General features: G+C 71.7%; 22 protein-coding genes. 8 read left to right on the top strand and 14 right to left on the bottom strand.

Annotated elements, in window-relative coordinates; all coding sequences use genetic code 11:
• Positions 1-142: 142 nt before the first annotated feature.
• Both BCF44_RS19955 and BCF44_RS19950 read right to left on the bottom strand, forming a co-directional pair.
• Positions 143-730 carry a TIGR03086 family metal-binding protein gene (locus BCF44_RS19955; protein WP_116175818.1) on the bottom strand — a complete coding sequence of 196 codons (588 nt, stop codon included), beginning with the start codon at positions 728-730 and terminating at the stop codon, positions 143-145.
• Positions 731-757: 27 nt separating this feature from the next.
• Positions 758-2,401, bottom strand: a complete 1,644-nt coding sequence (locus tag BCF44_RS19950) for a class I adenylate-forming enzyme family protein (RefSeq protein WP_211353112.1) — start codon at positions 2,399-2,401, stop codon at positions 758-760.
• 171 nt (positions 2,402-2,572) lie between these two features.
• Between BCF44_RS19950 and BCF44_RS19945 the strand changes: the two genes are divergently transcribed.
• Complete coding sequence (locus BCF44_RS19945) at positions 2,573-3,601, top strand: aromatic ring-hydroxylating oxygenase subunit alpha (protein WP_170217628.1); 1,029 nt, start codon at positions 2,573-2,575, stop codon at positions 3,599-3,601.
• Positions 3,602-3,613: 12 nt separating this feature from the next.
• Positions 3,614-4,612 carry a hypothetical protein gene (locus BCF44_RS19940; RefSeq protein WP_116175816.1) on the top strand — a complete coding sequence of 333 codons (999 nt, stop codon included), beginning with the start codon at positions 3,614-3,616 and terminating at the stop codon, positions 4,610-4,612.
• 9 nt (positions 4,613-4,621) lie between these two features.
• Here the strand turns inward: BCF44_RS19940 and BCF44_RS19935 are convergent, their stop codons facing one another.
• Positions 4,622-6,109, bottom strand: a complete 1,488-nt coding sequence (locus BCF44_RS19935; protein WP_116175815.1) for an aldehyde dehydrogenase family protein — start codon at positions 6,107-6,109, stop codon at positions 4,622-4,624.
• Between the two features lie 188 nt (positions 6,110-6,297).
• On the opposite strand from BCF44_RS19935, the gene BCF44_RS19930 reads away from it, so the two are divergent.
• Positions 6,298-7,614, top strand: a complete 1,317-nt coding sequence (locus tag BCF44_RS19930; RefSeq protein ID WP_170217627.1) for an MFS transporter — start codon at positions 6,298-6,300, stop codon at positions 7,612-7,614.
• Positions 7,615-7,654: 40 nt separating this feature from the next.
• On the opposite strand, the gene BCF44_RS19925 is transcribed toward BCF44_RS19930, so the two are convergent.
• The 3 genes from BCF44_RS19925 to BCF44_RS55560 form a co-directional block, all read right to left on the bottom strand.
• On the bottom strand, positions 7,655-8,617 hold the full coding sequence (locus BCF44_RS19925) for a ParB/RepB/Spo0J family partition protein (protein WP_116175813.1): 963 nt from the start codon (positions 8,615-8,617) through the stop codon (positions 7,655-7,657).
• 63 nt (positions 8,618-8,680) lie between these two features.
• On the bottom strand, positions 8,681-9,847 hold the full coding sequence (locus tag BCF44_RS19920; protein WP_246015299.1) for a DUF711 family protein: 1,167 nt from the start codon (positions 9,845-9,847) through the stop codon (positions 8,681-8,683).
• A 329-nt stretch (positions 9,848-10,176) separates the two neighbouring features.
• Positions 10,177-10,317, bottom strand: coding sequence for a hypothetical protein (locus BCF44_RS55560; RefSeq protein WP_170217626.1), 141 nt, complete (start codon positions 10,315-10,317; stop codon positions 10,177-10,179).
• Positions 10,318-10,552: 235 nt separating this feature from the next.
• Between BCF44_RS55560 and BCF44_RS19915 the strand changes: the two genes are divergently transcribed.
• Genes BCF44_RS19915 through mihF form a run of 3 tightly spaced genes read left to right on the top strand, consistent with a single transcriptional unit; the run spans position 10,553 to position 13,839 of the window.
• Positions 10,553-12,496, top strand: coding sequence for a prolyl oligopeptidase family serine peptidase (locus BCF44_RS19915; RefSeq protein WP_116175811.1), 1,944 nt, complete (start codon positions 10,553-10,555; stop codon positions 12,494-12,496).
• Positions 12,493-13,413, top strand: a complete 921-nt coding sequence (locus BCF44_RS19910) for a S66 peptidase family protein (protein WP_116175810.1) — start codon at positions 12,493-12,495, stop codon at positions 13,411-13,413. Before BCF44_RS19915 ends, BCF44_RS19910 begins: the two co-directional genes overlap by 4 nt.
• Positions 13,414-13,449: 36 nt before the next feature.
• A complete protein-coding gene (gene mihF, locus BCF44_RS19905; RefSeq protein WP_379801606.1) occupies positions 13,450-13,839 on the top strand; it encodes an integration host factor, actinobacterial type in 390 nt (129 codons plus the stop codon).
• Here mihF and BCF44_RS19900 read toward each other — a convergent pair.
• Positions 13,832-14,914, bottom strand: coding sequence for a glycosyltransferase family 9 protein (locus BCF44_RS19900; RefSeq protein WP_116175809.1), 1,083 nt, complete (start codon positions 14,912-14,914; stop codon positions 13,832-13,834). The genes mihF and BCF44_RS19900 overlap by 8 nt on opposite strands.
• 70 nt (positions 14,915-14,984) lie before the next feature.
• Between BCF44_RS19900 and BCF44_RS19895 the strand changes: the two genes are divergently transcribed.
• Positions 14,985-15,986 (top strand): acyl-CoA dehydrogenase family protein, encoded by a 1,002-nt coding sequence (locus BCF44_RS19895; RefSeq protein ID WP_116175808.1) that lies wholly within the window; start codon positions 14,985-14,987, stop codon positions 15,984-15,986.
• An 88-nt stretch (positions 15,987-16,074) separates the two neighbouring features.
• Positions 16,075-16,524, top strand: a complete 450-nt coding sequence (locus BCF44_RS19890) for a DoxX family protein (RefSeq protein ID WP_116175807.1) — start codon at positions 16,075-16,077, stop codon at positions 16,522-16,524.
• 1 nt (position 16,525) lies between these two features.
• Here the strand turns inward: BCF44_RS19890 and BCF44_RS19885 are convergent, their stop codons facing one another.
• The 7 genes from BCF44_RS19885 to BCF44_RS19855 all read right to left on the bottom strand — a co-directional run bounded on the left by BCF44_RS19885 (position 16,526) and on the right by BCF44_RS19855 (position 24,909).
• Positions 16,526-16,843 (bottom strand): CU044_2847 family protein, encoded by a 318-nt coding sequence (locus tag BCF44_RS19885; RefSeq protein WP_116175806.1) that lies wholly within the window; start codon positions 16,841-16,843, stop codon positions 16,526-16,528.
• 14 nt (positions 16,844-16,857) lie between these two features.
• Positions 16,858-18,147, bottom strand: coding sequence for an ABC transporter substrate-binding protein (locus BCF44_RS19880; RefSeq protein ID WP_116175805.1), 1,290 nt, complete (start codon positions 18,145-18,147; stop codon positions 16,858-16,860).
• Positions 18,144-19,235 carry a hypothetical protein gene (locus BCF44_RS19875; protein WP_116175804.1) on the bottom strand — a complete coding sequence of 364 codons (1,092 nt, stop codon included), beginning with the start codon at positions 19,233-19,235 and terminating at the stop codon, positions 18,144-18,146. Before BCF44_RS19875 ends, BCF44_RS19880 begins: the two co-directional genes overlap by 4 nt.
• Positions 19,232-20,617 carry a VWA domain-containing protein gene (locus BCF44_RS19870; RefSeq protein ID WP_147328547.1) on the bottom strand — a complete coding sequence of 462 codons (1,386 nt, stop codon included), beginning with the start codon at positions 20,615-20,617 and terminating at the stop codon, positions 19,232-19,234. Before BCF44_RS19870 ends, BCF44_RS19875 begins: the two co-directional genes overlap by 4 nt.
• A gap of 2 nt (positions 20,618-20,619) precedes the next feature.
• Entirely contained in the window at positions 20,620-22,764 is a 2,145-nt protein-coding gene (locus BCF44_RS19865; protein ID WP_116175802.1) for a serine/threonine-protein kinase, read from the bottom strand.
• A complete protein-coding gene (locus BCF44_RS19860) occupies positions 22,761-24,206 on the bottom strand; it encodes a S1 family peptidase (protein WP_116175801.1) in 1,446 nt (481 codons plus the stop codon). The genes BCF44_RS19865 and BCF44_RS19860 overlap by 4 nt, the downstream gene beginning before the upstream one ends.
• Before the next feature lie 70 nt (positions 24,207-24,276).
• A complete protein-coding gene (locus BCF44_RS19855) occupies positions 24,277-24,909 on the bottom strand; it encodes a class I SAM-dependent methyltransferase (RefSeq protein WP_246015296.1) in 633 nt (210 codons plus the stop codon).
• Positions 24,910-24,960: the final 51 nt, after the last annotated feature.

Below are 24,960 nucleotides of genomic sequence, written 5' to 3'. Positions count from 1 at the left end.
GACGCCGATCCCTTGACAGGCCGCCCGGTGTTCAAGCACGGGAAATACGCGTTCGAACAGAAACCCGCCCGGGAAATCCGAAGATTTCCCGGGCGGTCGGAAGGTGGGTTTTTGGGGCCAGGACGATGCCTGCGAGTGCCGGTCAGTCGGTTGGCGACCAGTCCGGCACGCGGCCGGTCAGGGCGAGCACCTTGTCCACGTCGCCGGTGCCCGGATCCGTGGACACCACCGGGCCGAACGGGCCGCCCTCGGCCCGAGCGGCGTCGGGGATCTTGGCGGCTCGGTCCAGCACCGCGGCGGTCAGGTCGCCCGGAGGCGCGAACTCGACGCCGGCGGAGACGGCGATGTCCCAGCCGTGCACGTAGGTGTCTGTGAGGTGGAAGCCGACGGTGACCATGCCGGGCAGCGGGGCGGGGAGCTCGGGCAGCACGACCAGGCGGTTGACCAGCTCGGGGGCGGCGAAGGCCTCGTTGACGAGCTTGGCCGACTCGGCGAAGGCCCGCCCGGGGTCGCCGCCGAGGTCGGCGCGGTCGGAGGGACAGGCGACGTCGGGATCCTCGCCCCGGGCCGCGGCGGCGAACCGGATGTTCTGGCTGACCACGTGCTCCAGCAGCTCCCCCAGCGTCCACGGCGCGCACGGCGTGGCATTGCCGAGCTGGTCCGGGCGCACCCGCGCGACGATCTCACCCACGAGCTCGAGCGCGCGCCGGTTGCCAGGCCGGTAGTCCATCGAGAATCACCTTCCGTTGATCATCCGTTACTCGTGGCTACCGACTGTACGGGAGAGGTCGTCGATCAGTCCCGCCGCGAGACGACGCGACAGCTCGCTGCGGCGGATCTTGCGGGTCGCGGTGTACGGCAGCTGCTGGTACGGCGCGTGCACGACGGGGGCCATCGCGGGCATGTCGCGGACGGCGTCGGCCCAGCGGTCGGCGGGCAGCGGACGCTCGTCACGGGTGGCGATCACCGGGACGGGCCGGCCCTCGCCGTCGGCCACGACGACGACCTCGCGCAGTTCGTGCAGCCGCGACATCAGGACGTCCTCGACCTCGAGGTTGCTGGGCAGCGACTCGATCTGGTCGACCTCCCGGTCCAGCAGGTACAGCCGCCCGAGCCGGTCCAGGTACCCCATGTCGCCCATCCGCCACCAGCCGTCGTGCACCTCGCGGGCGTAGCGGTCCTCCTCGCCGAGGTACGTGAGGATCTCGCTGGGCCCGCGGACCTCGATGTGGCCGTGCCCGCCGGGCCGCTGCGGCCGGCCGGCGTCGTCGACGACCCGCATGGAGATGAAGCCGAACAGCCGGAAGCCGACGCACTGGCCGGCGGCCTTGGGCGCGCTGCGGCGGGTGTACCAGTGCCCGGAGACGGGGCCGATCTCCGACTGGCCGTAGAACCGGAAGAACAGCGGGTTGCGGCGCTTGGACGCGTTCAACATGTTCGCCATGGTCCGCGGGTGGATGGCGTCGAACGCGGCGTGGAAGTAGCGGACGCCGCCCAGCGGCGAGCCCGGCGCGTCGGCCAGCACCTCCCAGTCGACGAACGTGTTCGGGTGCGTCTCCAGGAAACCGGGACGGGTCTTGACCAGCAGCGGGCCGATGCTGGCCGGGTCCGGGTCGACGGCGATCACCATCGGGTTGCCGCGGCTGAGGAACATCTCCAGCGCCATGTAGAAGCGGGTGTGCACCAGCGTCATGGACAGGAACGCCTTGTCCCGGCCGCGGATCGGCCACGCGATGATCTTCTGCGGCGCGACCCGGTGCCACAGGCCCTCCGGGCAGTGCACGGCCAGCTTCGGCACGCCGGTGGTGCCCGAGCTGTGCGTGACGAGCATCGGCGCCCGCAGGCCCTGGCGGACCGGCGCCGGCGTGGCCGCCCCGGCGTGCGCGGCCAGCGACACCGTCCCCGGCCGGGGGCCGCCCGAGGACAGCAGGACTCCCCGGGACTTCTCGGTCACGCGCTCGTCGGCGAGCTTGCCGTCGAGGGTCTCGGCGTCGGTGATCAGCCACGGCTGGTCGATGCGGATGAGCAGCTTGCCGACGACGTCGCCGTCCAGCGCGGGCGAGAGCATCGCCGGCACGCCGCCGATCCGGGCGGCGGCACACGCCAGCAGCGCGATGTCGAAGTTGTCGGTCTTGTGGATCGCCAGCCGGTCGCCCGGCCGCACGCCGGCGGCCCACAGCCGCGCGGCCAGCTCGTCCACGATCTCGGCCAGGTCGGCCACTGTGAGCACCAGGCGGTCGTCGGACACGCAGGCCAGCGGCCGGTCCAGCTCGACGGTGGTGCTGCCGTGCCTGCGGGCCGCGTTGTGGAAGATCTCGCCGATCCACAGGCCGCGGCCGGCGAACGCCCGGCGCATCAGCTTGTGCCAGCGGCCGCCGAGCGTGATGTATCCGTCCGTCATGACTGTGCCCCTCCACGAATTGATAACGAAAAGCGCGAATCGGGCAGTGAGCCGCCCGGCCGCGGCGAGGCCCAAGGATGCGCCACGGATCCGTGATCGAACAACACCGCGTTCAACCACGGATCCGGCAATTCCTTGACAGTCACGCGGCCGCCGCCCTACGAATGGCGCGTGTATCCCAAATCCTTTCCGCGTAATCAGTGGTATGTCGCGGGCCACGCCCAGGATTTCGGTCGCACCCTGCTGTCGCGGTGGATTCTCGGTGATCCGATCTGCTTCTACCGCAGGGTCGACGGCACGCCGGTCGCGCTCACCGACCGCTGCGTGCACCGCCAGATGCCGCTGACGCTGGGCAAGCTCACCGGCGACAGCGTCGAGTGCGGCTACCACGGCATCGTCTACGGCCCGGACGGCCAGGCGACCAAGGTGCCGTCCCAGAACCCCGTCCCGCCGAACTGTCGCGTGCACCGCTACCCCGTGCGGGACCGCGGCGGCCTGCTGTGGATCTGGCTCGGCGACCCGGACAAGGCCGACGAGAGCATGATCCCGGTGCATCCGTGGCTGGACTCGCCGGACTGGGCGATCGTGCGTGGCACGCTGCACATGAACGCCCGTGCCCAGCTGCTCAACGAGAACCTGCTGGATCTGACGCACGTGTCGTTCCTGCACGCGGACTCCATCGGCACCAACGAGGTCGCCGAGACGCCCGCGACGACCGAGGTGCGCGGCGACACGGTGTTCGTCACCCGGCCGATGCCGTCGGTGCTGTGCCCGCCGCTGTTCGAGAAGGTGATGGGCCTGTCCGGCATGATCGACCGGGAGTCGGTCGCCGAGTACACCGCGCCCGGATTCCACATCAGCCACGTGCTGGCCAAGCCGGCCGGCGCGGCCAGCGACGACCCGCGGGCCTGCCGGCACAAGGCGGTCCACTGCGTGACGCCGGAAACGGAGACGTCCGCGCACTACTTCTGGCTCATCGCCCGCGATTACCACGTCGACGACGAGGCCGTCAGCCAGATCTGGCAGGAGGGCACGCCCGGCGTGCTGATGCAGGACGTGGACGCGGTGGAGGCGATCGAACGGGTGATCGCGCCCTATGAGCCCGACTATCCTTTCGAGATCAACTTGCGCGCGGACAACGGGGCCCTGCGCGCCCGCCGGATCATCGAACGCATGATCGCCGCCGAGCAGGCCGGCTGACGAGGAGCAATCGTGGACAACGAGAGGGGGCTGCGCCCGGCGGAACGCCGAATCGTGCTGGGCGCGGCCGTTGGCCTGGTTTTCGGACTCTGTCTGGTCGGATCGCTGCTGGCGGCGTTCCACGCCCCGGCGCCCAGGTCGCTGCCGGTGGCGCTGGTGGCTGCGGACGACGTGGCCGCGCACGTGCAGGCGGCCGTGGACTCGCAGCAGCCGGGGGCGTTCAAGTTCGACCGCTATCCCGACGCCGGTCAGGCGCGGGCTGCGGTCGCGGACGGCTCCCATCACGGGGCGTTCGTCGAGGACGGCCGGGACGCCGAACTGATGGTCGCGAGCGCGGGCGGCAGCGTGCCGGTCAACGTGCTCACGCAGGTCTTCACGAAGGTCGCCGCAGCGCAGGGCCAGACCCTGCACGTCGTGGACGCCGCGCCGTTGCCGCCGGGTGACCGCCAGGGGCTGTCGCCGTTCTTCGTCGTGCTGGCGCTGCTGTTCCCGAGCCTGATCTTCGGCGCGGCGAGCGCGCTGGTCGGACGGGGAGCCCGCGCCGAGGTGCACGTGCTGCTGCTGATCACCTTCGCGCTGGTGGCGGGCTTCGGCGCGGCAACGTTGGCCGACGGCGTGATCGGCGCTTTGACCGGCCACTTCCTGACGCTGGCGCTGCTGCTTGCGCTGTTCTCGCTGGCGGTCGCGGCGTCCACGGCGGCGCTGGCGCGGATCAACCCGCGCGGCATCGCTCTGGCCGGTCTGCTGTTCGTCGTGCTCGGCGTGCCGACCACCGGCGGTCCCGCCGGTCTCGCGCACTTCCTGCCGGCGTTCTTCCAGTTCCTGCAACCGATTCTGCCGATGAGCCAGGTCATCCCGGCCATTTCCGCCGCGCACTACTTCGGCGGTGCCGGCGTGGCGGGTTCGATCACCGTGCTCGCGGTGTGGGGCGTTGTCGGCCTCGTGGTGTTCGCCGCGGTCACCGGGCTGCGCGCCCGGGCCGCTACCCGACCGCCAGTCGCGGTCGGGTAGCGGAGCCGGTCACTCCGCGCGACGCAGCCGGGGGCCGACCGGCTCGGCGTTCTCCTCCACCGGCAGCTGGAGGGACTTGACGGCGCAGAAGCCGTCGAGTCCCTCCACGCCGCATTCCCGGCCGTAGCCCGAGCCCTTCACGCCGCCGAACGGCGCGAGGATGTTGAACGGGCCGCCGTTGATGTCGACCTGGCCGGTGCGGATCCGGCGGGCCACGCGCTGCGCGCGGTCCACGTCGCCGGACCAGACCGAGCCGTGCAGGCCGTAGGCGGTGTTGTTGGCCAGCCGGATGGCGTCCTGCTCGTCCTCGTAGCGCATGACCGACAGGACCGGCCCGAAGACCTCCTCACGGGCGAGCGTCATGTCCTCGGTGACGTCGCCGAAGACGGTGGGTCGCACGTAGTGGCCGACCGGCAGGCCCTCCACTGGCTCCGGGCCGCCGGCCACCAGCCGGGCGCCTTCGGCGATGCCGGTGTTGATGTAGCCGCGCACCCGCTCCAGGGCCGCCGCCGAGACCAGCGGGCCGAGGTCGGTGTCCTCCGCGCGCGGCGGCCCGACCCGGTAGTTGTTGGCCGTCTGAGCCGCGATCTCCAGCGCCTCGTCGTAACGGTCGGCGGGCACCAGCAGCCGGCTCCACTGCAAGCACGCCTGGCCGGAGTTGAAGCAGATCTGGTCCACCGTGGCCCGCACGGCCGAGTCCAGGTCGGCGTCGTCCAGCACCAGGCTGGCGCTCTTGCCGCCGAGCTCCAGGTGCACCTGGGCGAGGTGCTGCGAGGCCAGCCGCGCGACCTCACGGCCGGCGCGCACGGAGCCGGTGAACGACAGCAGGTCCACGTCCGGGTGCGCGGCCAGCGCGGCGCCGGCGGTCAGGCCCTCGCCGACGACCATGTTGAACACGCCGGGTGGCAGGTCCGCCTCGGCGAGGATCTCGGCGAGCAGGTACGCGTGCAGCGGCGTCAGCTCGGACGGCTTGTGCACCACCGTGCAGCCGGCCATCAGCGCCGGCACGATCTTCTGCAGGGCCAGGATCAGCGGCACGTTCCACGGCGTGATCGCGCCGACCACGCCGGCCGCCTCGCGCACCACCAGCGAGTTGCCGACCCGGCGCTCGAATTCGAAGTTCCGGGTGATGTCCACAAAGGACTCGGCGATGCCCAGCGCCATGCCGACGTGCAGGCGGCGGGCCAGCATGGTGGGCGCGCCGACCTCACTGGTGATGGTCTCGGCGAGGTCCTCGCGGTGCTTGTCCAGGCCGATCAGCAGCCGCTCGAGGAACGCAAGGCGTTGCGCCACGGGGGTTTGCGCCCAGGCCTCGGCCGCGCCGGAGGCGGCGGCGATCGCGCGGCGCATGTCTGACTCGGTGCCGGCCGGCACGGTGGCGATCGTGGTCTCGTCGCTCGGATCGGTCACCGCGATGCCCTGCCGCGCGTCCGAGGGCGTCCACTCGCCCCCGATCCACTGCGATGTCAGCGTTCTCACTTCGGCGGTCGCGGTCATGGTGTCCTCCCTGCGCTGCGGAACGAGCGGTCGCGATGCAAACTCCCCTGCCCGGCCCGGGACTGTCAACCTTGCGGCACAAGGCTTTTCGGGCCCGTTGGCGGTGTTCGAGCGCGTGTGGACACCGGTGCGGAGCCGCCGCAGACTGGCGTCCTTCCGCCGCCTCGGCCGACTCATCAGGGGCTTCCATGACTACGACGATCGACAGAACGCCGGCGCGCGCCGTGACGGGGGCGAGGCCGGGCCGCGGATTCCGGGCGACGCTCTCCTCGTCGGTCGGTTTCACCCTGGACTTCTACGACATGTACGTCGCGGTGTTCGTGGCGCCGGTGATCGCGACGCTGTTCTTTCCCAGTGACAACAAGGCTCTCTCGCTCGCCGGCGCGTTCAGCACGCTCGCCGCGACGCTGCTGATGCGCCCGATCGGCGCGGCGGTGATGGGCAGCATCGCCGACCGCTTCGGCCGCCGGCGAGCGATGATCCTCGCGTTGTTCGGCGTCGGCGCGGTCACGTGCACGATCGGAGCGCTGCCGGTGGAGGCGTCCGCCGGCGTGATCGCCCCGGTCCTGCTGCTGGTGCTTCGCTTGGCGCAGGGCATGTTCGTCGGCGGCGTGTTCGCCTCCACGCTCACCATGGCCATCGAGACCGTGCGCCCGCGCTGGCGTGGCCTGGTGTCGGGGATCGTGGGCGGCGGCGGCACGACGGTCGGCAGCGTGCTCGCGTCGTTGGCGCTCTTCCTTGCGTTGCAGGCGTTTCCCGGCAACCAGTTCGCCGCGTGGGGCTGGCGGGCGATGTTCTTCGCCGGCGGCCTGCCGGTGGTGCTGAGCCTGGTCCTGGTGGTGTTCCTGGAGGAGTCGCCGATGTGGGACCGGGACGCCAACAAGACCCGCCGGCCGGTCCGCGAGGTGCTCGGCGCGCACCGCAAGCTGATGCTGCTCAACATGCCCGTGGTGTTCGGCATCGCCACGCACTTCCTGCTGACGCTGGGCTTCCTGCCGACCTATCTCCAGGTGGTCAACCACCTGCCGCCGGTCACGGTGAGCGGCCTGCTGGTGGTGGTGAACCTGCTGACGCTGGCGTTCGGCCCGCTGGTGGGGCACCTGAGCCAGCTGTACGGCCGCAAGCGGGTGATGATCGCCGTGGCGGTTCTCAACACGATCGCGCTGCCGGTGCTGTTCCATTTGCTGGCGGGTCTGAACGGGCCGCAGGCGCTGGTGCCGGTGGCCGTGGTGACGGTGGCGATGTCCTGCCTGAGCGTCGGCGCGTTCGGGCCGATGCCGGTGTTCCTGAACCAGCGGTTCCCCACCGCGGTGCGGGCGTCCGGGGTGGCGCTGTCGATCAACTTCAGCTTCGCGCTGGCCGGTCTGGTGCCCACCCTCGTCAACGCCTGGAGCGGCGGGGTGGCGAACCTGACGACGTTCGTCATGGGCGCGCTGGTGATCGGCGGACTGGCGACGGTCGGCGGGCTGCTCGCGGTGCCGGAGCCGGCGCGTGACCTGGACTGATGAACGTGGCCTCGGCGTCTCGACGCCGAGGCCACAGTCGTCACGACTCGCGCTGTTCGAGCTCACGGGCGAACCGCTGCCACGCGTCGGCGGTGTGCCAGGCCAGCTCGGCGATCATCTCCGTGCAGTGTGCGGGCGTGCCGGCGAGCAGGTCCTGCCAGTCCTCGACGGCGATGGTGTGCATGCCGAGCCAGCGCAGCATCGAGCGGCCGTTCTCGGTGAACCGCAGCGACGGGTCGCGGCGCAGTCGGTCCAGCGTGGTCCGGACGTCGCGGGTGCGAGCCGGCGTGGCTGGCTTCGCCGGTTGTCTGGGCGGCGCACTCGGCGCCGCCGCGGCGGTGGCCTGCCGGGCTGGCACCGGGCTCTCGCCGCGGCGCATCCGCTCCCGCACGTCGTGCACGGTGCCCAGGGACACCCCGGCGGACTCGGCCACGGCCCGCAGCGCGGTCTCGGGTCGGGCGCGCATGATCTCCCAGGCGCGCAGCCGTCCCTCGACCGTGCTCATCGGACGGACGCGGCCGTCCTGGCCGACCCGGGCGTTCGACTGCGAGGAACCCGCACTCGAACGCTGCCGGATCGTCCGCACGGTGCGGTCGGAAAGACCCGTGCTGGCCGCGATGGCCCGGTCGGACCGGTGCGGCCAGGCGGCGAGGATACGGGCCGCCGCGGCCTTGCGGTCGGCCAGCGACAGCGGCAAGCCGTGCGCGATGTTGCGCTCCACCGCCAGCAGGAATGCCTCCTGCTCGTTGCCGTCGTGGAACTCGGCCTCGATCATGCCGTGTCCCTTGAGCTGCGCGGCACGAACCCGGTGCACGCCGTCGAGCACGCGCATCGTCCTGCGGTGCACGAGGATCGGCGGCAGTTGCTGCGTCAGCTCGGCGAGCAGCCGCACGTGTTCGTCATCGACGCCGCCGAGCCGCGGCGATCCGCCGATCACCAGGTCGCCGATGCGCAGGAGCACCGGGCGGCGGTCGGTCACCGCCGGTAAGCCTGTCGTGTCCATCGGTACTCCCCCAATATCTGTGCGTCGGCGCTGTTCGGGTCCCCACCGAACGCGCGTCGAAAGTCAGTCCCCAGGCAGCGTGATGTCGGTCAGGTGCGGCGAGCCGAACGCCGTGCGGTCACCAGCGCGCAGGCCGGGAACCGGGAAAAGGCGCGCGGACAGCGGTTTGACGAGCCTCGTGGCCAGGGTTGCGGTGTCGAGCAGCAGGCCGGCGATCTCCGTCTCGGAGGCGTCGCCGGGCAGCGGCACGGTGTCCAGCCCGGTGCCGCAGATCGCGGAGTAGGCGAGCAGTTGGTGGGCGACGAGCCGGCCCGCCTCCCAGTGGGACGCCAGGTCGACGTCTTCCAGCACCGGCAGCATCAGGCCGTTGTAACCACAGGTCGGCAGGCCGGTCGTGCGCAGTGCGGTGGTGATCGCGCCGACCACGGCGATCGTGCCGGCGGAGCCGATCGGGCCGCCGACGCCCGCCTGCACAGCGGCCGCGATGCCCGCCTCGATCGACGGCGCCGGCGACACGTCGATGCCGCCGAACTCCAGTCCGGCCTCCCGTGCGAAAGCGTCGAGGACGTCCACGACGGGCTTGGCCTGCGCGGTGATGGCGTCACGCACGCGGCCGGTGATCGCCGGGAGGTCCAGCGGTCGCACGCCGGCCAGCGCCGCGCTGGCGACGTCGGCGGATTGGAGGCCGACGCTGATGGCGTCGGGTCCCGCGTGGTGGGCGGCTGGGAAGAACGGGTGCCCCGGGCCGACGCAGGCCAGGGCGGCGAAGCGGAAGTTGCCCACGCCTCCGTCGGTGCGTTCGGCCAGGCCGCGCATCACCCGGGCGACCGGCAACGCGGCCTCCACGCGGATGCCGTGCTCGACGGTGGCCAGTTGCACCGCGCAGTTGAGCGCGGGATTGCCAACTAGCACGTCCTCCAGCACGGAGAGGCGGTCGATCGGCACGCTCGGGTCCGCGGCGGGCACGGCTCCGAGCGAGAAGTGGTCGATGGCGACGTCGTCGAGCACCCACTGGAGGCGTTCCGCGTAGCGGACCAGGTCCGGGTCGCTCAGGTCGTCGAGCGCGCCGCCGGTGCTGATGCGGAGCGTCTGCACCTCGAAGCCCACGGCGTCGCAGGCGGCCGCCGCGTCGCGCAGCAGCATGGCGGCCTGCTCGACGCGGTCCTCGGACAGCGGGTGCGGTCCCGCCAGGCCGAGGGTGATGGTGCGCAGCACGGTCCGATCCTTCACGCTGAAATCCTCCCCAGGTGCGTGGTGACGATGCGCGCGGGACTCGAAACGGGCGATTCGCAAACCGCCTCGAGGAACGTGCAGGTGTGGCATAAGTGCAGGTCAGACGATGTGGAGCGTACCGACGGGCCATAGTCGCAGCAATGGGTCAACCGGTTCGGCGATAAGCGAACAGGCGAGCCGGTCCCGCCGGCGAGACGGGTGTTCCTCGCATTCGACCAGCCTCGCCGCGTACCGCATACGCGGCGAGGCCACCATGCCGTCAGGGAAATGGTCACGCGGTCCCGACATATGGAGCACCGTTCGGCAGAACAGCACGAGAAGATGAACTACCGGGCGGTCGCGTCGTCTGCGGCTGACGCCGAGATACCGCACACCGGGGGCGCCACCACCCCGTCGAAGCCGCCCCCGGCCAGGCCATCCGGCTGGTGGATCACTAAAAACATCGTGTCGCCGGCGATCAGGTTCATGGTTCCCTCTCGTGTCTGAAGACGGTTCAACGTGATGCCAAGTCTTCAAGTGACCCGGGGGCTGACGATGGTGCTCGCCTCCCGAGCCGGCCTGTGAATTCGTCATACCCGTCACGGGACCGCATTCCACTGTCCACAGATATTCGGCGGGCTGGGTTCTTTGTGTCGAACCGCCGCCGCGGTGGGCACGCCCCGCGTGGCGTCGGCGGGTGATCAGTGGGGATAGGGTCTTGCCGTGGTGACGATCGCGCCGTACGGAACGTGGGTGTCCCCGCTGGCCGCGCAGGACGTGGCCGGGGCGGGCGGGTCGATCCAGTGGGTCGACCAGCACGACGGGGAGACGTGGTGGGCCGAGAGCCGTCCCGAGGAGGGCGGCCGAGTGGTGCTCATGCGGGCCGGGAAACCGGGTGAGCAGCCCCGACAGGTGCTGGCCGCGCCGTGGAACGCCCGCAACCGCGTGCACGAGTACGGCGGCAAGCCGTGGGCCTTCGTCGGCGGCCGGATCGCGTTCACGCACTGGAACGACCAGCGGGTGTACCTCGTGGACGGGGACGACCCGGCCGCCGAGCCCCGGCCGATCAGCCCGGAGCCGCCGCACGAGCACTGGTACCGCTACACGGACCTGACGGCCAGCCCGGACGGCGCCGAGGTGTGGTGCGTGCGGGAGACCCAGCTCAGCGCCGCGAACGTGGACGTCCGCCGCGACCTGGTCGCGCTGCCGCTGGACGGCACGCAGCAGGCACGGGTGCTGGTCGCGAGCCACCACTTCATGTCCGCCCCGCAGCCGTCGCCGGACGGTCGGCACGTGGCGTGGCTGGGCTGGAACCACCCGGCGATGCCGTGGGACGGCACCGAGCTGTGCGTGGCCGAGCTGACCGAGGACGGCAAGGTCGGCGAGCACCGGGTGATCGCCGGCGGGCCGGCCGAGGCGGTGTGCCAGTTCCGGTGGGAGAGCCCGGAGACGCTGCTCGCGCTGACCGACCCGCAGGGCTGGTGGAACCTGCACCGCATCACCCTGGACGGCACGGCGACCAACCTCGCGCCGTGCGAGGAGGAGCTCGGCGGCCCGCTGTGGCGGCTGGGCAGCAGCTGGTTCGCGCCGCTGGGCAACGGCCGGCACGCGGTGATCCGCGGCACCGCGCTGGCGGTGCTGGACGAGCGCAGCGGCACCGTCACCGACGTCGAGACGGATCTGCCGGTGTGGCTGGGACAGATCTCGGCGGCGGACGGCGTGGTCGTCGGCATAGCTGGCGGCCCGCGGGACGAGGAGGCCGTCGTGCGGCTGGACCTGTCCACCGGCGAGGCGAGCGTGCTGACGGTCGGCGAGCCGCTGCCGCTGGACCCGGTGTACCTGCCGACCCCGTACGAGCAGGTCTTCACCAGCCCGGACGGGGAGAAGATCCCCGCTTTCGTGTACCCGCCGACCAACCCGGACTTCGTGGCGCCCGAGGGCGAGCTGCCGCCGTACGTCGTGCACGTCCACGGCGGCCCGACCGGCAGCGTGTCCGGCACCCTGAGCCTGACGGTGACCTACTTCACCAGCCGCGGCATCGGCGTCGTGGCCGTCAACTACGGCGGTTCCACCGGCTACGGCCGGCGGTTCCGCGAGCGCCTGAACGGCCAGTGGGGCGTCGTCGACGTGCAGGACTGCGGCGCGGTGGCGACCGCCCTGGCCGATGAGGGCATCGCCGACCGGGCGCGGCTGGCGATCCGCGGTGGCAGCGCCGGCGGCTTCACCACCGCCGCCGCGCTGACCATGCCGTCGCCGTTCGCGTGCGGCAACGCGATGTACCCGGCCGTCGACATGATCGCCTTCGCCAGCGGCGAGACGCACGACTTCGAGTCCCGCTACCTGGACGGCCTGATCGGGCCGCTGGACACCGCCCGCGAGGTGTACCTGGAGCGGTCCCCCAGCGAGCGGCCGGACAAGCTCACCGGGCCCATCCTGCTGTTGCAGGGCCTTGAGGACGAGGTCTGCCCGCCGGCGCACACCGAGGCGTTCGCGCGGGCGATCGACGGCAGCGGCATCCGGCACGCGTACCTCGGCTTCGCCGGCGAGCAGCACGGCTTCCGGCGGGCCGAGACGATCAAGGCGGCGCTGGAGGCGGAGCTGTCGTTCTACGGGCAGGTGCTGGGCTTCGAGCCGGTGGACGTGCCGCGACTGGCGCTGCACACGTGATCGAACGGACCCGACCGGACCGGCTCAAACCCGGTGACCTGGTGGCGCTCGTGGCACCGGCCGGGCGCGTGCCGGAGGAGGTGCTCAGGGCCGGTATCGAGATCGTGGAGTCGTGGGGCCTGCGGGTACGACTCGGCAAGCACGTGCTGGACCGGCACCTCGGCTACCTCGCCGGCACCGACGCGGACCGCGCCGCCGACCTCCAGGACGCCTGGTGCGATCCCGAGGTGGCGGCGGTGTTCTGTGTCCGCGGCGGCTACGGCTGCATGCGCATGGTGGACCTGCTGGACTGGTCGGCGATGGCCGCCGCCGGGCCGAAGGTGTTCGCCGGCTCCAGCGACGTGACCACGCTGCACGACTACATCGGCGCGCGGTTGAACCTGGTGACGCTGTTCGCGCCCATGCTGGCCACCCTTGCGTTCACCGAGGACGAGCAGGCGCAGCAGCACTTTCACTCGACGGTGTTCGATCCTGCCGCCGTTCGGGTGTTGACGCGACCCGGCGCCGGAGCACTGGTTGCGGGCCGGGCGTCGGGTGTGGTCGTCGGCGGCAACGCCAGCCTGCTGGCCGCCGGGCTCGCCGCGCGGACCGCCCCGCCGCCGCCCGATGGCGCGATCGCGCTTCTCGAAGACGTCAACGAGGATCCGTACCGATTGGACGGCATCGTCACGAAACTGCTGCGTGCCGGCTGGTTCGACGGGGTCAACGGCATCGCGCTGGGGTCGTGGACCGGCTGCGGCGACCCCGTGCACGTGCGCGCGATGCTCGCCGATCGGCTCGGCGGGCTCGGCGTGCCCGTAGCGTGGGAACTCGGCTTCGGGCACTGTTCGGCGGCACTGACTGTGCCAATTGGACTGGTCGCAGACCTGGACGCCGTGGCCGGAACTCTCACGGTCCGGTCAAACGCGTTGCGCTGACCGGGTGGTTTCTTGCGCAGATCGTCGAATGCCCGTGTGAATCGCGTGCTCGAGGCCATTATCGGAACTCGCCGCAAACGCACAGCACACAGCATCGACGTCGAAGGGATCACCATGGCTCTGCCCGCACTCACGGCCCAGCAGCGTGCCGAAGCGCTGGCCAAGGCTCAGCGCGCCCGCAAGGCCCGTGCCGAGCTGCTGGCCGGCCTCAAGGCGGGGACCGTGCAGCTGCCGGAAGTGTTCGAACGCGCCGAAACCGACGAGGTGGTCCGCAAGACACGGATCATCGCCGTCATCAAGGCGTTACCGGGTGTCGGCCCGGTGCGCGCGGCCGAGCTGATGCGTGGCTGCGAAATCGCCGACTCGCGCCGGGTGGGCGGCGTCGGCTCCGCGCAGCGCACCGCCCTGCTGGCGGCGGTCAGCTGAGCACGTTGTCCAGCGACCACATCATCGAGCGGTCCCCGCCCCAGCACCGGGCCAGCCGGTCGCGGTGGCCGGCCAGCGCGGCGGCGTAGCCCAGGTCGCCGGCGACCAGGAGCGCCGCGGCGTCGAGCAGTTCCGGCAGGTCCGCCCGGATGCGGGCGGCCGACATGCTCGGCGCGCGCGGTCCCTCGTCGTCCACGGGCTCCGGGTCCGAACCGAACATGGTGTAACAGGGGAAGCGGGCGCGGTCCGGCAGCACGGAGTAGAACGGCACGCCGTCGTTGAAGTAGAACTCGGGCCAGCGGTTGCCGGCCAGGCACAGCCACGGCGTGCCGGTGGCCAGCGCGACCATGCCGAACCCGGTGTGCGGCGACAGGAAGACCCTGGAGGCGCCGACCAGGGACAACTGGTCCCGCAGCGGCAGGTCCAGCGCCAGTCGCGCACCGGGAACGGCGGCCGCGAGGCGCTCGTACTCGTCACGGGTGTAGGTCGTGCTGGTGCGGCCGTCCTTGGCAAGCTTGCCGAGCAGGGTTATCGCCGCGCCCGGGAAGCGATCGGCGAGGGCGGCCAGGATCAGCCGCCACGACGACACCGACGGGTACATCTCGCGCTTCGCGCTGCCGCCGAGCAGCACCGCGAATCCGTCGCGTGGCTGTTCGGGCAGGTTCAGCCGCAGCGGCTGCTTCGGCAGGTAGGACGGCGGCTGGCCGCCGGCCGAGCCCTTGATCCCGGTGAAGTACGCGTCGGCCTGGTCGTAGTACGCCGCGAGGCCTGGGAAGAACGCGCGCTGCTCCGGCAGCGACATGCGGTGGTCGCCGACCACGTGGTCCCAGTCCTTGGTGATCTTCGCGAGCTGGTCGCGGGTGTCGGTGGCCGGGTCGAACAGGTCGAGCTCGATCGTGTGCACCTCGTCGATGAACGGGCACCAGGTCGCGAGCTCCGCCGGCGTGTCGGCGTTGAGCACGAGCCCGATCCGCCGCGACGGGTCGGCCGCGTGATAGCCCCGGCAGTACTGCAACGCCTCGACGGCGTGGCCGACCGCGTGGGCATAGACGAAATTGACCAGAACCGACCCCATGGCGTCGATTCTGGTCACGCCGTCCAGCGGTTTTGCTGCGCGGTTCACCGCGCCGACCTAAGTTGACGGTGTGAGTGACCTGGTCGCCCGCGCGCGGGCCATCGCTGACGAGGTGCTGTTCCCGGCGGCCGCCGAGGTGGACGCGGCGGGCGTGGTGCCGCGCGCCCACTTCGACCTGCTCGCCGCGGAGGGCTTCTACGGCATCGCCGTGGACGACGCGCTGGGCCTGCCGGAGACGGTGGCGATCCTGGAGGCGGTCGCCGGCGGCTGCCTGAGCACGATGTTCACCTGGGTCCAGCACCACGGCCTGACCCGCGGCCTGTACGGGACGTCCAACGAGGCGCTGCGCGAGCGGTACCTGGACGACCTGGCCGCCGGTCGCCTGCGCGGCGGCGTGGCCTACGCCGGCGTGATCCCGGTCCCGCCTCGCACCCGCGCCACCCGCGTGGACGGCGGCTACGTCTTCGACGGCGAGGCGCCGTTCGTCAGCGGCTGGGGCATGGTGGACCTGCTCCAGCTGGCCGGCCGGGACGGCGACATGATCGTCAGCGGCGTGATCGACCCGGTCGAGGCCCCGCACCTGACGGTGCAGCCGCTGACGCTGGTCGCCGCGCAGGGCACGGCGACGGTGCGGCTGGTCTTCGACGGCTACTTCGTGCCGGACGAGCGCATCTACGCGACGATCCCGCACGCGGACTTCGTCGCCGGCAACGCCTTCTCCTCACGGCTCAACGGCTGCGCGCCGCTCGGGCTCGCCGACCGCGCGGCGCGGCTGATCGAGGAGGCGGGGCGCGCGGACGTGGCGGACCGGCTGCGCAAGGAGATCGGCGACGCGCGGGACCGGCTCGACGGCGGCCTGATCGACGCCGCCTCGATGCCGGCGGCCCGGGCGGCCGCCTCGGAACTGGCCTACCGCGCGGCCGGCGCGGTGGTGGCGGCGGGCGGCAGTCGGGCGATCCTGGCCGGCGAGCACGGCCAGCGGCTGGTCCGCGAGGCGGCGTTCCTGCTGGTGGCGGCGGGTAGACCGGAGATCAAGGCGAGCCTGCTGGAGACGTTCGGAAAAATCCGCTGAAAAAGTTGTGAGGGGTTGTCGATCCGGGGCGGGCGCCGTTCGACGCAGGGGTGAGAGCACGAGAGATCCCCTGAAACGGAGCACCGAGATGACCGCGATCGCCACCCCCGCCAACACCACCGCCGTCGCCGCCGTCAAGGCGAAGGCCCCGCTGGCCACCAAGATCGGCCGTGGCCTCAGCACCGCCGTCGTGCTGTTCCTGCTGATGGACGCCACGATGCACACGCTGCACCCGGTTTTTGTCGAACAGGCCTTCCAGCAGGCCGGTTTCCCGGTGCACCTGGCCGTGCTGATCGGCCTGCTGGAGCTGGGCTGCCTGGTGCTGTACGTGATCCCGAAGACCGCGATGCTGGGCGCGATTCTCCAGACCGCCTACCTGGGCGGCGCGTTCTGTTCCAACCTGCGGATCGAGGCGCCGCTGTTCTCCACCCTGCTGTTCCCCGTCTACGTCGCGATCCTGGTGTGGGCCGGCCTGTACCTGCGCAACGCCGCCGTGCGCGCCGCGCTGGGCGTGGACATCCTGGCCAAGCGCCGCTGACTCACTCGGTGCGCGTCCACTTGAGCTTGACCTCGAAGTGCCCCTGGAGGCCGGTGCGGGCGATCACCGCACCGGCCTGGGCGTCGAGTTTCAACCCGAACTTCAGCTCCACCTCGTCCGGCCGCCGCTGCATCTCGACGAACTGCGTCACCGCGGCCGCGGCGGCGTCGCGCACCTGAGCCAGGGCCTGCTCCAACGACTGCGAGGCGTCGCGCAGCATGTCGGCGGTGCGGCCGGCGCGTTCCAGGCCCGGCACCGGCTCCGCCTCGACGAGCACCGATCCCCCGGCGTCCAACGGAATCCGCATCAGCTCGGTCATCTGTCTCTCCCCTGTCAGCCGCATGGCACGGACAATCGGCCCTTGGCGCTCAGCCCGCTCCGCACGTCGTCGAGCCCGGTCAGGATGGCGTCGAGCCGCCCCGGATCGCCGAGATACTCCAGGATCGCCCGCGAGAAGGCGTCCGACATCTCCGCCGGCATCACGTCCGAGGCATCGAGGCAGAGGTGGTCGGCCTGGGCCAGCACGCCGGCGATGCGCGTGCTCACCGGATCCCGGTAGACGCCGGCGTTGAGCACCTCGCGGTTCACCGAGAACGCGGTGCCGCCGGGACGGGCCGGCCAGACGCCCTGCGCGCGGGCGCCGGCCAGGTAGGCCATCAGCTTGCGCGCCAACGGATTGTCGGTGAACAGCCCGGCCAGGTTCACCGAGACCTCGTAGGACTGCGGGACCTGCGAGGCGATCGTCGGGAACGGGAAGAAGTCGTAGTCCCGGCCGCGCTCGGCCGTCGTCGGATACGTGCCGGTGGTGAACGAGCCCTGGTGTTCGAGCAGGCAACCCGGGTGCTGGTCGAACATCTTCCCGCCGGCGTCGCCGAAGTACGTGAGCAGGGCGGCGTTGCGCATGGCCTGCTGGTCCCCGGGTTTGTCCTGCGCATCCAGCAGTTGGCCCCAGGTCTGCCATGCGGCGCGCACCGGATCCGAGTTCCACGCCAGCTGGCCGGTCGCCCAGTCCTGGTAGACGGACGGTCCCGACTGGTGCAGCAGGATGTCCTCGATCCAGTCCGTGCCGGGCCAACCCGAGGTGGAGTACGCCTCCATGCCCAGGCACCAGGTCCGCGGCCCGCCGGCCGCCGACTTGGCGGTGAAGTCGAGCAGCTGCTGCCAACTGTCCATTTTGGACGACACCTTGGGGTCGAACCATACGATGCTCTTGAGGTCCGCCTTCACCGGCACCGCGTACAGGTCGTTCGTGCCCAGCTTCAGCAGTGTCCGCCACTGCTGGCTGTACTCACCGTCGGAGACGTCCACCGAACCGGTGATCTTGCGCAGGTCGCCGGACGCGGCGTAGCGGGCGAGTTCGCCGGGGCTGGACAGCACCGCGACGTCCGGCGGCTGTCCCTTTTGGACGTCGGCCTGGAGGACCTCGTTCACCGCCGGCGTTCCGGTGTAGTCGATGTGGACGTTCTCCTCGGTCTCGAAGCCGTGGAACATGGCCCGGAACGCCTGCTCCTCGCCGCCGGTCCACGGCCCGAGGACGGTGAGCTCGGCGGCGGCGGCCGAGCAGGCGGTGAGCGAGCCGGCGACGAGCGCCGCCACCGCCAGCAGGATCGTCGGTCGCCTCATGAGCGGTTCCTGTACTCGTCGATCCGGGGTTGCAGGCCGGCCAGCACGAGCCCGGCGACGGCCAGCGCCAGCACGGGAATCAGCACCAGCAACCAGCCGAGGTCGGTGGCGCTGGCGAACTGGGCGGTCGCCGATGCGGCGGAGGTGGCGGGCGGAGCGGCCGTGGTCAGCGGGACGGCCGGAGGGGTGGCGGGCATGGTGTCGCCGCAGCCGTCGGGCTTGCCGCTGGGAGCGCATACCTGGCGTATGAGCAGGATCAGCTGGTGCTGCGCGCCGGCGGAGACGGCGTCGGACTGCTGGTCGGTGCCGTCGACGTAAGCGGTCAGCGCGGCATTCGCGCTGTGGGCCCGGTCGGCCAGCATGAGCTCGGTCGCGGTGGCTCCCATCAGCGCCAGCAGCACGACCGTGGCCCCGATCATCCACGGGCTGTACCGCCGCCGGAAGCGCCGCCGCAGGTAGACCTGCGTGTAGACGAGCAGCGCCAGCAGGACGAGTGCCGGAACCAGCCAGGCCAACGCCAGTGACGGGTCGAGCCAGTCGGCGGTCAGCTCCTGGTCCAGTTCCTGTTGCTGGTCCTGTGCGAGCACCTCCAGGTGGGCGAGGGTCTGGTCGCCGCCGTCCAGCGCCCGCGCCGCGTACCAGAGGTCGCTCAGGTAGAGGGAGTCGACCGGCTTGTCCCGGTAGTGCGAGTCGGCCTGGCTCATCCAGCCGCTGTACGTGGTGAGCAGGCCGGCGAGCAGTTGGAGTTCGTTGCTGGCGGCCGCGCCGGCGGAGTTGTCCTCGGCGGCCCGGGCCAGGTCCTGCTCGGCCACCGACAGGGAGGTCGCGTACTGCTCGCCGGGGCCGACCAGCCCCGCGCCGCCGTTGACGAAGCTGCTCACGGCGGCGGCGTGGGCCTGCATCAGCGCCGCCCGCGCGGAGGCGATGTCCAATACGGCCGGCGCGGTCCGGTCCCGCACGGTGCTCAGCACGTCCTGGGTGGCGGCGAACGACCACGCCGACATCGCCAACACGACCACCGTCAACGCGAGCAGCGCCAGCCGCAGACGGAGCAGCGTGCGGCGGGTCGTGCTGACGCGCTCCGTCACGGCGCGACCTCGCCCAGCCGATGTCCACAGGTCATGCAGACCACGGCGTCCGGCGGCGAAAGTTTGCCGCAGTTCGGGCACTTGCGTGGCGGTCCGGCGGCTGGTGTCACGGACGGGTTGGAGGTCATGTCGCTGGCGAAGCTCAGCACCGCGGAAAAGCCATCACGGGGACGGATCGAGTCCTTGACGGCGACCTCGCCGGTGTCCGGGTCGATGTCGACCAGGCGGCCGAGGCGACGCAGCACCTCGTCGTTGCCGAGCCGCCGCGCCAGCTCCACCGCCTTGGCCCACTCAGCGGCGGCGCCAGCGGTGTCGTCCTCGCCGAACCGGGCCCACCCGGCGCGCAGATGCCGGCCCAGGTCGGCCTGCACCGTGTAGCGCTCCACCATCTCGTCGATGTGAGTGGACAGCCGCTCGTCCTCGGTGATGTGCCCACGGATCGGCATAGGCGCGGCCGGAACCTCGACGGAATGGTCCGGCGGCACCAGCTCAACCCGGCCCAGCTGCACGTCCTCGTAGCGGGGACGGCCGTGCAGGTCGATCGCCAGGCACAGGTGGTACTCCCGAACCTCTTCGCCCCACGCGCCGGTGGCGACGTCCAGCACGCCACCCTCGGCGCGGTCGGTCAGGTCGATCTCCGTCGGCGCGACCTGCCGCAGGAACTCCACCCGCGCGAATGCCGGCGTGTAGATCCGCAGCCCGAGGCCCGGCACGGTCTTCTCCGTGACGGACTCGATGATCCGGCGGAACTCCGCGGGAAGGTCGGTGTCGTCCAGCACCGCGTCGGCGGTCCCGCGCAGGGCCCCGGCGATGCGGCGCAACTCCGCCGGCTCCCAGTCGTCGCCGATTCCCCTGGTGTCGCAGACGAACCGGCCCGCGCAGGAATCGAGCACCCGCTGCAACTCGGCGATCGTCTCGCTCTCGTTGCGGCCGTCGGTGAGCAGCAGCGCGTGCCGGACGGTGTCCGGATGCTGGTCGAGGAGCTCACGGGCGTTGGCCAGCCAGGTGCTCATCGCGGTGCCGCCGCTGGCGATCAGCCGCGCCGCCACCGCGTGCGCGCGGGCCCGGGTGTCGGCGTCGGCCTGCACCAGCGTGCCCGTGTCCGGGAACCGGACCGTGGCCTTGTGGGTCCCCTCCACCACCGCGAACCAGGTGCCGTCGGGCAGCGCGTCGATGGCCGCGGCGGCGGCCCGCCGGGCGTTGGCGATCTTCGTCGGCGGCCAGTCCATCGAGCTCGAGCAGTCCACCACGAGGACCTCGGCGGCCGGCCGGCGCGGCCGCGCCCTGAGGTCCTCGGCCCGTACGGTCAGCACGGCGTGCATGTGGTGGTCCGAAGTGGACAGGTACTTGTTCTGGCTCAGCTCCAGGGAGAACTTGGTCACCGTCACCTCTTCGTCCGCGGCCGCCACTCGTTCGCCACATCGATCAGCACGTGCCGCTGCCCGTCGTCGGCGGCGTGATCCGCCAGCACGCGGAAGGACGCCTCCAGCCGTTCACGCAGGTGGTTCTCCGTGACGACCTCGCCGAACAGCGTCCGGGTCTTCGTCCTGAGCACGTGGGCCAGCGCGACCTCGTGCAGCGTGGCCATCAGCCGCTGCCGCCCCTCGCCGTCCGGCTCGCCGCCGTCGAGGTACAGCTGTGGGAGCCGCCGGGCCGCCTCGTCGATGTCGGACGCCTTCGGCCGCCGGTCGCCGAGCGTGGCCAGCAACACCCGCACGGCGGCGATCCGGGCCGCGTCGTAGTGCCGCGACACCCGAGGAACCTTGTCGAGGTGCCGCACGGCCTCGGCCCGGTCGCCGGCCCGCAGGCACAGGCGGGCCAGGCCGAATGCGGCACTGGCCTGCTCCTCGCGGCTCCACACCACCTCGTAGTGCCGGCGCGCGTCGGCGTACTTCCCTTGCAGCTCAAGGCAGAACCCGATGGCGAGCTTCGGCGCCACCTCGCCGGGCACGTCGGCGTAGACCTGCTTGAACGCCGCGAGCGCGGCCTCGACGTCGTCCGAGGCCAGCGCGTGCAGGCCGTCGTGCCAGGCGATCCGCCAGTCATGCTCGGACCACTCGCCCAGCATGGCGGCGGCGCGGTCGATGCAGCGCCGAGCCCCTGCGGGCTCGCCGAGCTCCAGGTGCGCGCGGGCGCGAGCCAGATCGAGCTCGACCGACTCCGCGGGGGCCTTCTCGTACTCACGCAGCAGCTGGCGCGGCGCGGTGATCGAGCGCGTCGCCAGGAACTCGGCCGCCGGGTCGAACTCCGCCGGCCGGGGCACGGGCAGCCGGGCCGCGGCGACCGGCGCGGACGGGCGGCCGTCCTCGATGCTCCCGTCCGGCTTCTCGGTCCGCGTCCACCGGTCCACCGCGGGGACCGTGCCGAGGCTGGTGTCCAAGCGCTGGTGGGTGATGGCGAACCGAGTCGCCGGCATCCGCCGCGGCTTGTCGTCGCGCAGCGAAAGGATCTCGCGGTGCACGCCGTCGAGCTGCTCGGACATCTCCGTCGCCGAGGCGAAACGCTGCTCGTACGGGGCGGTCGCGCGGGCGAGCACCAGCTCCATCGACTGCACCGCGAACGCGACGTCGTCGGGCTGTTCCTCGTGCTTTCGGGCCGCCTTGAACAGGTGTCGCAGGGTGACGCCGACGGTGTGCACGTCGGACCGCACGGTCAGGCCGCGCTCGGCGATCTCCTTGTCGTCGACCTGGAAGCCCTGGGTCCCGACCTTGGCGCTGTCCCGGTCCCCGACGGCACGCGTGCCGCCCAGGTCGATCACCTTGACCCGGCCGCCGGTGTGCATCACGTTGTCCGGCTTCATGTCGCAATAGAGCAGGCCCTCGCCGTGCAGGTGGTCCAGCGCGGCCAGGATGTAGCGGCCGTACGCGGTGACGTCCTCCAGGCGCAGCTTCTCGCCGGTGTCCAGGAGGTTCTGGAGCGACTGCCCGGGCACGTACTCCATGACGATGAACTCGTCGGGGCGGCCGGTGCGCGGGTTGGGGTGCTCGACGTAGGTGATGATCCGGACGATGTTCGGGTGGTCCAGCCGGGACAGCGTGTCCCGCTCCTTGCGGGCCAGCCGCAGCGCCAGCTCGTCGGTGGGGTTGTGCACGCCCTTGAGCACCACGCGCATGTCCGGCAGGAGCCGGTCCTGGGCCAGGTACAGCCAGCCCAGGCCGCCGATGGCCAGCCAGCCGAGCACGGTGTAGCGGTCCGCCACCACGTCGTCGGTGTTCAGCTTGGGCAGGAAGGAGAACGGCGTAGCGCAGTGTGGGCAGAACCCCTCGACGATCGGCGGCTGCCGGCCGATCCGGCGCCCCACGGCCCGGCCGCAGGAGCCGCAGTGCTGGCGGCGCTCCGGGTAGGTGGGGTCGGTGAGCAGGCTCGGCTCGCGGGCCTCGATCTCCGGCAGCGAGTAGACGTTCTCGCCGGCCCACGAGCTGGTGGCCGAGCTCGGCTCCGCCGGCTGCCGGGCGAGGCGCCGCGTGCCGCAGACGTCGCAGAAACCGGTGGCACTGACCGGCTGCCCGCAGCAGATGGTGTCGGTCATGTCCGCCTCCGCGCCTCGGCGACGTAGTCCTCGACGAGACGGCGGGCGGCTTCCAGATCGCACGGGTCGGCGTCCAGCGCCAGCCGCGCGTCCCGGAACAGCTCGGACAGCCGCTCGTCCTCCATCAGCCCGTGCTGCACAGTCTTGGCGTTGTAGCTGATCAGCAGACCCCGCAGCCGCTCGTGGAGCATCACCGCGGCGTCGTTCTCCTCATTGGCCTGGTTGACCGCGTTCAGGCCGGCGACCAGCCGCCGCTCGTAGTTCCGCAGCGCGCGGGCCAGCCGGGCCGGGTCCTGGTCCCGGACGCCGGAGCGCAGCACGGCCAGCGGGAGCTCCAGCTCGGCGGCCAACGCGGGCAGGTCGGGCAGTTGCGGCTGGGGCGTGAAGCGGTTCCGGATCCGCCGGCGGCGCCGGCCGGCGAGAAGCTCCTGCTCGGCGAGCTGTGCGACGCCCTCGCCGAAGGCGTCCACCCTGTCCTGCAGGGCATTGCGCTGCCACTGCCGGGCCAGCTGGGCCGACGGCGAGGACTCGTCGGCGAACTGGAGCACCACCGTCGCGCCGCGCCGGACCAGCGGCGCGACGACGTCGTCCAGCACCTCCTCCGGGTGCTCGGCGTGCTCCAGCCCGGCGAAGCCGACCGACCCGGTCGCCGGCGGGGTGCTCATCACCCGGGACAGCTCCGCCGCCGACCTGCCGGAGGCGTCGACGACCTGGGTCGCCTGCACCACGTTCCCGTAGACGATGATGATCACGCCGATGACCGGCTCCCAGTTGCCGCACAGGACGTCGGGGCCGATCCACTCGGCGATCGCCGGCACGTGCTGCTGGAGGACGTCGACCGGGATGCCCCAGGCGAGCCGGGACTCGTTGTCCTGGAAGGTGGTGACCACCATGCCGACGACGGCGCCGGTGCGGTCGTCGACCACGCCCGCGCCGCTGAAGCCCTTGCGGATGCGGTCGCCGTTCTCCGACGGGTCGAGCTGGAGCCACTCGCCCTCCGGACCGCCGCGGCCGGCCAGCGTCGCCGACGCGGAGACGCCGAAGTCGTGGGGCGGCGGGAAACCGAACGCGTGCACCCGCCGGTCGCGGGGGCACCGCAGGCGGCGCAGCTCCGCGCCCGGCCGGTCGCTCGGCTCCGTGGTCCTGAGTAGCGCGATGTCCGCGCCGCCGCCGGGCAGGGTCGGGGCCCAGCCGTCGACGCGGGCGCTGGTGGACGGCGTGTCCCGCTGCCCCACCCACTCCACGGTGACGGTGACGTCGGGTACGTCGCCGCCGGCGGTGTAGCCGGCCGCCCGGGTGATCACGTGAGCGCAGGTGAGGACGGCATCAGGGGCCAAGGCGATGCCGGCGCCCAGAATGTTGCCGTCGCGGTCCCTCAGGCGGACCCGCCACGGATCAGCGTCGGGAGATCGCCTGAATGGGTGTTCAGCTTCGATGCTCACCGTCTGCGCACCTTACGACCCCGCCCGTGACCCCGTGGCGGATTCGCTGGTGATCACCCAGACGGCGGCATCACTTCCGGGCGAGCAGGTAACCCTGCGGCCCCAGCTCCGTGCCGCTCGGCGCGCGGGTCAGCATCGCCACCTCGGTGAGGCCGGCCTCGGCGGCCAGCCTGCTCATGAGCGCCGTCGGATGCCAGTACACCTCCAGCGACAGATCATGGCCGTACGCATGGGAAACGTGGTTCTGTCGCTCACCGGCCTTGAACGCCACCAACAGATGACCGCCCGGTCGCAGCACCCGGTGGAACTCCGCGAACGCCTTCGGCAGCAGCGCGGCGGGCGTGTGCACCAGCGAGTAGTACGCCATCGCGCCGGCCAGGCTGCCGTCGGGAATGTCCAGGTCCAGCAGGGATCCCACCTCGAACCGCAGCTGCGGGTAGTCCCGCCGGGCGACTTCGATCATGCCCGGCGACAGGTCGACGCCGAACACGTCCACGCCGAGCTTGTGCAGGTGGATCGCGATGCGGCCGGGGCCGCAGCCGAGATCGGCCACCGGGCCGTCGCCGACGTGCTCCGCGAACACCCCGAGCATCGCCCGGTCGAACGGCATGGCGTCGATCGCGTCGCGGAGCATGTCGGCGTAGGACGCCGCCGCGGTGTCGTACGAAGTCCTTGTGCTGTCGAGGTAGTCGGATTCGATCACGTACGACACCGTAGCGGCAGGGGGCCGGGCCGGCGGGCGTCTTCGACCGCC

The sequence above is a fragment of the Kutzneria buriramensis genome, assembly GCF_003387475.1.
In the GTDB taxonomy this organism is placed as follows: Bacteria; Actinomycetota; Actinomycetes; order Mycobacteriales; family Pseudonocardiaceae; genus Kutzneria; species Kutzneria buriramensis.
Note: the sequence above shows the minus strand (reverse complement) of the source record. Positions and strands in the feature narration are given on the sequence as shown.